Genomic DNA, 283 nt, shown 5'->3' on the forward strand with positions numbered 1-283 from the left:
TTTGTCTGCTGAGAGCCTCGATATATCCCTCAATCTGAGAACGGTTTGCTCCATTAACCTGAAGCAGGATAAGATTTGCGGCCTGATTCGGCCCAAGATTTGGATTTGCATTGATAATTCCTGCGAGATGGCTTCTACCGATGTTGTCGGCATTGTTAAGAACCTGCCCCTCACGTCCCACGTTGTACTCTAAAAACTCGTTAATACTTACACCACGGCCATTCGGAGTGGAAATATTAACGATAGGCACGCCATTCTGAGCCCTGTCAAGGCTTGTGTTGTA

1 protein-coding gene is annotated in these 283 nt (G+C 46.6%); it reads right to left on the minus strand.

Translation table 11 applies throughout. The features are described from left to right. Positions 1–283, minus strand: a 283-nt coding sequence (locus tag HMPREF1552_RS12475; RefSeq protein ID WP_021743618.1) for a filamentous hemagglutinin N-terminal domain-containing protein, incomplete at both ends; no start/stop codon positions are given.

Source organism: Leptotrichia sp. oral taxon 879 str. F0557, assembly GCF_000469385.1.
GTDB classification, from domain to species: Bacteria; Fusobacteriota; Fusobacteriia; order Fusobacteriales; family Leptotrichiaceae; genus Leptotrichia; species Leptotrichia mesophila.